The sequence below is a fragment of the Vibrio sp. D417a genome (genome assembly GCF_030248595.1).
In the GTDB taxonomy this organism is placed as follows: domain Bacteria; phylum Pseudomonadota; class Gammaproteobacteria; order Enterobacterales; family Vibrionaceae; genus Vibrio; species Vibrio alginolyticus.
In genome coordinates this window covers 183,715-191,749 of record NZ_JAHGAM010000010.1, presented here as the reverse complement: position 1 = coordinate 191,749, position 8,035 = coordinate 183,715, and the positions used below count along the sequence as shown (strand labels likewise).

Sequence of the window (8,035 nt, the reverse complement as noted above, 5' to 3'; positions counted from 1 at the left end):
CCACTCGGGAACCCCTCCAGAGGATTTTTATACTTAGTAAGATGTTTTCCCAACTCATCTCCCAAGTGCGGAGCGAATCATAGCAAACTCGCTCAGGCTGTAAAGCGTTTTTCTTACGTTTTTACGTTGAATGCTGTCTTTTTGGGCAAAGATGGTAGAAAGTCAGCGTTTTGTTTGTCCTTTGAACAGAAGAGAAGCGCGCTTTTTACTTGAATTTACACTACTTGACGTTAAACACCGTATCTACTGATAAACTGTAAGCAGTTTAATGACATAAGTTTATTCGTTTAGAAGTCAATATCATGAGCATGAAAGCCACGTTATCGTTATCTGTTTTAACGCTTTCTATATTACTGAGTTCTCCATCGGTTTGCGCTGCGATGCGAGGAGGCTCAGCGGTTACCGTTGTGACTGAACAAGTAGAAACGCACGAGATCAATCAATCCTTAACTCTTATCGGCAAATTAAAGGCAGCGGAGTCTGTGGTCGTCGCATCGGAAGTCGCCGGCAAAGTGAATCAAATCGCTGTTAAAGCGAATCAAAATGTTCAGCAAGACCAGTTATTAATTAAGTTAGATGACGATAAGGCTCAAGCCGCTTTGATTGAGGCAAAGGCGTATCTAAAAGATGAACAGCGTAAGTTAAAAGAGTTCCAACGTTTGGTTAAGCGGAATGCGATTACTCAAACTGAAATCGATGCACAAAAAGCCAGTGTTGAAATAGCACAAGCGAGGCTAGATGCTGCTCAAGCCAATTTAGCTGATCTCCATATTACTGCTCCATTTTCTGGCACTGTTGGTTTTATCGATTTTAGCCGCGGCAAAATGGTCAGTGCGGGTACTGAACTTTTGACGTTGGATGATCTTTCCGTCATGGAACTGGATTTACAAGTACCGGAGCGCTATTTATCGATGCTTTCTATTGGTATGGAAGTCATCGCTAAAACCAGTGCATGGGGTAGCCAGATCTTTACTGGTCAAGTCACAGGTATTGATACGCGTATCAGCGCCGAAACACTGAATCTTCGCGTGCGTATTGAGTTTGATAACCCAGAAAATCAATTGAAGCCGGGCATGTTGATGAACGCTTCACTAGCATTTCCTGCTATTAAGGCGCCAATCATTCCTGTTCAAGCGCTTGAATACTCCGGAACTAAACGTTTTGTATATGTAATTGATGAAAACAACAAAGCTACTCGTCAAGAAGTGTCGCTAGGTGCTCGTGTTGGTAACGAGGTGGTGATCGAATCTGGTGTTGAGATTGGTGACAAGATTGTGGTTCAAGGCATTGTTAACATGCGTGATGGTGTCGAAGTGAAAGAAATTGTCGCGCCACTAAAAGCGAACACCACGGATGTGACACGCAATGACAGTGAATCGGATGAGGAAGAAAACTAATGTTACTGTCCGACGTTTCAGTTAAACGCCCTGTCGCGGCGTTGGTTCTGAGCATGCTGTTGTGTGTGTTTGGCTTTGTGTCATTCACCAAATTAGCCGTTCGTGAAATGCCTGATATAGAAAGCCCAGTCGTTTCTATCAGTACGCGTTATGAGGGTGCATCGGCGACTATTATTGAAAGCCAAATTACCTCCGTTTTGGAAGACCAGCTTTCTGGGATCAGTGGAGTTGATGAAATTAGCTCCACTACTCGTAACAGCATGTCGCGTATCACGATCACGTTTGAATTAGGTTACGATCTCAACACAGGTGTGAGCGACGTGCGTGATGCCGTGGCTCGTGCTCAGCGCTCGCTACCTGATGAAGCGGATGACCCTATTGTTTATAAGAACAATGGCTCGGGAGAGGCATCGCTCTACATCAATCTCAGTTCTGCAGAGATGGACCGTACTCAATTAACGGATTATGCCGAACGTGTATTGATGGACCGCTTTAGCCTGATCTCTGGGGTTAGCTCCATTGATCTCTCCGGTGGTTTGTACAAGGTCATGTACGTGAAGCTTAAGCCAGAACTAATGGCTGGACGTTCAGTTACAGCTTCGGACATTACATCAGCTTTGCGAAGTGAGAACCTAGAAAGCCCAGGAGGTGAAGTTCGCAACGACTCAACAGTAATGTCCGTGCGTACGGCTCGTACTTATAACACGCCTGAAGATTTTCAATATCTTGTCATTAAACGCGCAAGCGACAATACACCTATCTATTTAAAAGATGTAGCAGATGTCTTCATTGGTGCAGAAAACGAAAACTCAACCTTCAAAAGTGATGGTGTAGTAAACATCAGTCTTGGTGTGGTACCGCAGTCAGACGCAAACCCGTTAGAGGTTGCGAAGCTGGTTAGGTCTGAAGTCGATAACATCCAGAAGTTCTTACCAGAAGGTACACGTCTTGCGATAGATTACGACGCGACAGTGTTTATCGAGCGTTCAATCGAAGAGGTGTACAGCACGCTATTTATCACGGGCGGCTTGGTGATTTTGGTATTGTACATTTTCATCGGCCAAGCTCGTGCAACCTTAATTCCTGCGGTTACGGTACCTGTTTCTCTGATTTCTTCGTTCATTGCCGCGTACTACTTTGGGTTTTCTATCAACTTGATCACCTTGATGGCGTTGATATTATCGATTGGTTTGGTGGTGGATGACGCAATTGTGGTTGTAGAGAATATCTTCCACCATATTGAACGCGGTGAATCGCCATTACTCGCCGCATATAAAGGCACAAGAGAGGTTGGTTTTGCTGTTATAGCAACAACATTAGTGCTGGTGATGGTGTTCTTACCGATCTCCTTTATGGATGGCATGGTAGGTCTACTATTTACAGAGTTTTCTGTATTGCTGGCTATGTCGGTCATATTCTCCTCTTTGATTGCCCTGACGCTGACTCCTGTATTAGGTAGTCAGATTTTGAAAGCGAATGTAAAACCAAATCGATTCAATGAAGCGGTTGATCGCTTGTTTAGCAAGCTTGAGAGTGGCTATCGCGCATTATTGAAAGGTGCATTGAAAGTACGTTGGGCTGCTCCGCTGGTGATTCTAGCTTGTTTGGGCGGTAGCTATTTCTTGATGAATCAGGTACCGGCCCAGCTGACCCCACAAGAAGATCGCGGTGTGATATTCGCGTTTGTGCGCGGTGCAGATGCTACGTCATACAATCGTATGTCAGCCAATATGGATATTGTCGAAGACCGATTGATGCCATTACTAGGGCAAGGTTATCTGAAGTCATTCAGCATCCAAACGCCAGCGTTTGGTGGCCAGGCAGGAGACCAGACAGGCTTTGTGATCATGATTCTAGAAGATTGGAACGAACGTGATATCACGGCTCAGCAAGCCCTTAACAAAGTACGTAAAGAATTGGCGGGTATCCCAGATGTTCGAGTGTTCCCATTTATGCCAGGTTTCCAAGGTGGTTCGAGTGAGCCAGTTCAGTTCGTATTAGGCGGCTCTGATTACGGTGAGCTCGTTGTTTGGGCTGAAATGCTAAAGAACAAAGCAGAAGAATCACCAATGATGGAAGGAGCAGAGATAGATTACTCGGAAAAAACGCCTGAGTTATTGGTTACAGTTGACCGACAGCGTGCCGCAGAGCTAGGAGTCAGTGTTAAAGACATTTCTGACACCCTAGAAATCATGCTCGGTGGTAAAAGCGAAACGACTTATATTGAGCGTGGCGAAGAGTACGATGTGTATCTTCGCGGTGATGAAAATAGCTTTAATAATGCTGCAGATTTAAGTCAGATTTATCTGCGCACGAATAGCGGTCAGCTAGTGACGTTAGATGCGGTCACAAAAATTGAAGAAGTGGCGGCCTCTATTCGTCTTTCTCACTACAACAAACAGAAGTCCATCACTATTACTGCCAACCTGTCGGAAGGTTATACATTAGGAGATGCGCTGAATTATCTAGACCAGGAAGCCATCGACAACTTACCGGGTGACATTTCGGTGAGCTATTCGGGGGAGTCGAAAGACTTTAAAGAGAACCAAGCAAGTGTTGCTGTTGTGTTTGCATTGGCACTACTAGTGGCGTATCTCGTGTTGGCGGCTCAGTTTGAAAGCTTCGTAAACCCGTTAGTGGTCATGTTTACGGTGCCGATGGGTGTATTTGGTGGCTTCCTTGGTTTGGTTATTATGGGCCAAGGTATGAACATTTATAGCCAGATTGGCATGATCATGTTGATTGGTATGGTGACGAAAAACGGTATTTTGATCGTAGAATTTGCCAATCAGCTACGTGATCGTGGCGTTGGGTTTGAAAAAGCGATCATTGATGCAGCTGCGCGACGTCTACGTCCAATCTTGATGACTGCGTTTACCACACTTGCTGGCGCAATTCCGTTGATCGTATCGACAGGGGCGGGTTATGAGAGCCGTATTGCCGTGGGTACGGTTATCTTTTTCGGGATGGGGTTTGCGACATTGGTGACCTTGTTTGTTATCCCGGCAATGTACCAATTGATTTCGGCGAAAACACAAGCACCAGGTCATGTAGAAGCAGAGTTAAACAAAGCAATTAGCCATGATACGAAGGGCCGTGTTGCCCACCCCTAGCAGTAGCACGTAAAGCTTTGATTGAAAACGCCGGGCAATTTTTGTTCGGTGTTTTTTTGTATAGATAGTGATTACTTATAGATTTAATGATTATTTTTGTTTATTATTTCGCCACTTATTCGAGGGGCACAGGACTCGCTCATCGTTTTGACTGAATGTTGGGTCTTGTTAGGTTTAATGCTAGGAAAGCAGCCTATGCCTATTATTATTGAGGTGTTTCCTTGAAAAAAGTACGTGGTAGTTACATGGTCGAAATGGTTTTAGTTGCAGGTGTTATGGCGTTGCTAGCAACTACCGCACTTCCAACGTTGACGAATGCATTAAAAGATCGTCAAGATGGTATTTTGCATTCTCTCGATGCTGGTCAACCAAGCAACCATGTGAACAAAGAGGCAACAGAAACGTTCTCTGTTCAGTAAATGACGACATACTATAGAATCTAAAAGAAGCCGAGGCAAAACACTCGGCTTCTTTGTTTTTCAATTATGGAAACTTGGTGCTATCTAATGTTAGAAGCGTTTCCCTAGGCTGATTTGTACACCTTCGTAGCTGTCGTAAAAATCTTCAAAACCCATATCCGCGACATTATAAATGTACTCTGCGCGTAACCAGATATCTTTGCTCATATCCCAATGGACACCAGCACCGATGTTGAATAGTGCACCTGAATCATCTGTGACTTTTTGTTCGTTTGGTACGTACATTTCGGCTTGAGTGCCAAGCGCTGTTACGCGACCGAATAGTGATAGTGGCGTATCGCCTAAGTTATCACTTGTTACAACAGCAGACATACCTGCTTGGTAATAGTGAAGATCTAAGTCAGTTTTTAGAGCATTGTTCTTAAGTTCATTTTGTGAATAGCGCAGAACCCCTTCAAACGCGAGGTATTGGTTTACATGGTAACCCCAGCCAACGGTGATATGTGGTGTTGACCACTCATTGTCTCTATCCGAGCCGAAGTACGGTGTATCAAAACCAACGTTACCAGTACCCAGATAAAAATAAGATTGATGAGCTTGTTCTTGAGCAGCTAAAGTTGGCACGCTAATGGTCAAGGCAGACAATAATAGAATGGCGTTTTTCATAACTAGACGATAACCTTGGTAAAAGACCGTTGTAATGATTTGTTTAAATGTTAATTTAATCAATAGGATGGATGGTAATTATCATATCAGCTTTTATCAAAGGTAGTGATTTTAGAGTGGGAATTGTTGCGCTAAAGCATACTTCTTACTCATGACTACCGACTAACTAGATATGGTGACGAAAGCTAGCTAAATAAGAGAGAAGGAAAGGAAAGTGGCTGAATTCAAATACAAAAACTTGACTCAAGAAGAACAAGATAAGTTAGACGCGGCGACATTTCGCCGTTTATTGGCGCATTTAGATGCCAACAAAGACGTACAAAACATCGACCTGATGATCCTTGCGGGCTTCTGTCGCAACTGCTTTAGCAAATGGTATAAATCTGAGGCTGAAAATCTCGGTTTGGATTTAGATATTGATGACGCTCGCGAACGTGTTTACGGCATGACTTACGATGAGTGGAAACAAAATCATCAACCAGCGGCAACTCCAGAACAATTGGCTGCGTTTGAAGCGCGCCAGAAAAAGTAAAACCCAGCGATAAAAACAGCCCGCATGAAGTTGGGCTGTTTTTTAAAGTCCAGTTTGCACGTTAAGCGTTAGTTGAGCCGCAACAAGCTGGCTCAACGCAACCTTTTGCTTGAATGACTTCGAGTTGAGCTAAGTAAGGTTGAATATCGCCGATGTTCTCTTTTACCCATGTTAAGTCATAATACGTATCTAGGTAACGCTCTCCAGAATCACATAGAAGCGTCACGATTGAACCCTTCTCACCGCGTTGTTTCATCTCACAAGCCAATTGCAGCACGCCGTAAAGATTGGTGCCTGTTGATGCGCCGACTTTACGCCCAATCAGCTGAGATACCCAATGGGCAGTTGCCACACTGGCTGCGTCTGGAATTTTGCGCATTTCATCAATGACACCAGCAATAAAGCTTGGTTCGACACGTGGTCGCCCGATACCTTCAATTTTGCTGCCAGTATCACCTTTCAATGAGTGATTTCCTGACTGGAAAGCGTCGTAAAACACTGAGTTTTCAGGGTCTACCACGCAAAGCTTGGTGTCGTACTTTTGGTAACGAATAAAACGGCCAATGGTTGCTGATGTGCCGCCTGTTCCAGGACTCATCACTACCCAGCTAGGAATCGGGTGATCTTCTAACTCCATTTGGCTAAAGATAGAGTTCGCGATGTTGTTGTTACCGCGCCAGTCAGTAGCGCGTTCAGCATAAGTAAACTGGTCCATGTAGTGACCATTTAGCTCTTGAGCCAAGCGTCGAGACTCGTCATAAATCTGATCTGATCGTTCAACAAGGTGCGCTTTACCACCGTAAAATTCAATTTGTTCGATCTTTTTACGTGCAGTGGTTTTCGGCATGACGGCAATGAACGGTAAGCCAAGTAAACGCGCAAAATACGCTTCCGAAACGGCAGTGCTGCCTGAGGACGCCTCGATTACAGTGGTTTCAGGACCAATCCATCCATTACAAATAGCATAAAGAAACAATGAGCGCGCCAATCGATGCTTAAGAGAGCCTGTAGGGTGCGTACTCTCATCTTTTAGATAGATATCGATACCATCAAGAGAAGGTAGTTCGAGTTTAAATAAGTGAGTATCAGCAGAACGTTGGAAGTCTGCTTCAATTTTACGCACTGCATTGTTGATCCAATTGTGGTCAGTACACATGGCGTCTCTCCTTGGGAAATCGATAGATAAGTATTAGATAGGGATAATTTATCTATAATTTTCGAGAAAAACTTTGCTATTGTTACTCTTAATAAAGATTTTTGTAGAAAAAATTTCTACATTTTATGGGTTTTATAGAAATGAGTTTAGATCGAATAGATAAGCAGCTGCTTGCTTTACTACAAACCGACAGCACCTTGTCATTAAATGACGTGGCTGAGCGAGTCAATCTTACTACAACACCATGCTGGAAGCGCTTGAAAAGGTTGGAAGAAGAGGGCTACATCGAAAAACGCGTGGCGTTGTTAAGTGCAGAAAAGCTCGAGCTATCTTTCATTGCATTTGTTCAGTTAAAAACGATTGATCATTCCGAAGGTTGGTATCACCATTTTGTTACAACTGTGAGTGACTTTCCTGAGGTAATGGAGTTTTATCGTATGGCTGGCGAGTATGACTACATGATGAAAGTACTAGTCAAAGATATGAAGTGTTTTGACGAATTCTATAAGCGGTTAGTTAATAGCGTAAAAGGGCTATCTAATGTGACTTCAACATTTGCTATGGAGTCCATTAAATACACAACAGAGTTACCAATCCTAAAATAACTCGCCCTATAAGAATTCTATCTAATGTTAATTCTACCTTTTAGTATTTTAAATGTTAAAAGGTAGTTTGATTATGCTTTTAAAACTATTTCCTACCAGATTTTTATAAATATAAACGATATTTATTCTCTCTTCTATTTTTCATTA

At 43.4% G+C, this 8,035-nt stretch carries 7 protein-coding genes; 5 read left to right on the top strand and 2 right to left on the bottom strand.

Annotated features, from left to right (window positions below):
* Window positions 1–302 precede the first annotated feature (302 nt).
* From KI742_RS11775 to KI742_RS11765, 3 genes are all read left to right on the top strand, one after another.
* Window positions 303–1,397, top strand: a complete 1,095-nt coding sequence (locus tag KI742_RS11775; protein ID WP_005389959.1) for an efflux RND transporter periplasmic adaptor subunit — start codon at window positions 303–305, stop codon at window positions 1,395–1,397.
* Complete coding sequence (vmeF, locus tag KI742_RS11770; RefSeq protein WP_285386149.1) at window positions 1,397–4,510, top strand: multidrug efflux RND transporter permease subunit VmeF; 3,114 nt, start codon at window positions 1,397–1,399, stop codon at window positions 4,508–4,510. The genes KI742_RS11775 and vmeF overlap by 1 nt, the downstream gene beginning before the upstream one ends.
* Window positions 4,511–4,731: 221 nt before the next feature.
* Window positions 4,732–4,929: a type II secretion system protein gene (locus tag KI742_RS11765; protein ID WP_031781369.1), complete on the top strand. Its 198-nt coding sequence runs from the start codon at window positions 4,732–4,734 to the stop codon at window positions 4,927–4,929.
* Window positions 4,930–5,019: 90 nt separating this feature from the next.
* On the opposite strand, the gene KI742_RS11760 is transcribed toward KI742_RS11765, so the two are convergent.
* Window positions 5,020–5,595, bottom strand: a complete 576-nt coding sequence (locus KI742_RS11760) for a porin family protein (protein WP_213871758.1) — start codon at window positions 5,593–5,595, stop codon at window positions 5,020–5,022.
* Between the two features lie 214 nt (window positions 5,596–5,809).
* On the opposite strand from KI742_RS11760, the gene KI742_RS11755 reads away from it, so the two are divergent.
* Window positions 5,810–6,127 carry a DUF1244 domain-containing protein gene (locus tag KI742_RS11755; protein ID WP_005378586.1) on the top strand — a complete coding sequence of 106 codons (318 nt, stop codon included), beginning with the start codon at window positions 5,810–5,812 and terminating at the stop codon, window positions 6,125–6,127.
* Between the two features lie 61 nt (window positions 6,128–6,188).
* Here KI742_RS11755 and KI742_RS11750 read toward each other — a convergent pair whose 3' ends face one another.
* Window positions 6,189–7,283, bottom strand: a complete 1,095-nt coding sequence (locus tag KI742_RS11750; protein WP_005389952.1) for a PLP-dependent cysteine synthase family protein — start codon at window positions 7,281–7,283, stop codon at window positions 6,189–6,191.
* A 140-nt stretch (window positions 7,284–7,423) separates the two neighbouring features.
* Here KI742_RS11750 and KI742_RS11745 point away from each other — a divergent pair, with 140 nt between their 5' ends.
* Complete coding sequence (locus tag KI742_RS11745; protein WP_025998626.1) at window positions 7,424–7,888, top strand: Lrp/AsnC family transcriptional regulator; 465 nt, start codon at window positions 7,424–7,426, stop codon at window positions 7,886–7,888.
* Window positions 7,889–8,035 lie beyond the last annotated feature (147 nt).

Excerpts from the sequence above, each read along its gene's own strand:
- KI742_RS11775 (WP_005389959.1), top strand. The coding sequence starts at position 303 with ATGAGCATGAAAGCCACGTTATCGTTATCTGTTTTAACGCTTTCTATA.
- vmeF (WP_285386149.1), top strand. The coding sequence starts at position 1,397 with ATGTTACTGTCCGACGTTTCAGTTAAACGCCCTGTCGCGGCGTTGGTT.
- KI742_RS11760 (WP_213871758.1), bottom strand. The coding sequence starts at position 5,595 with ATGAAAAACGCCATTCTATTATTGTCTGCCTTGACCATTAGCGTGCCA.
- KI742_RS11750 (WP_005389952.1), bottom strand. The coding sequence starts at position 7,283 with ATGTGTACTGACCACAATTGGATCAACAATGCAGTGCGTAAAATTGAA.
- KI742_RS11745 (WP_025998626.1), top strand. The coding sequence starts at position 7,424 with ATGAGTTTAGATCGAATAGATAAGCAGCTGCTTGCTTTACTACAAACC.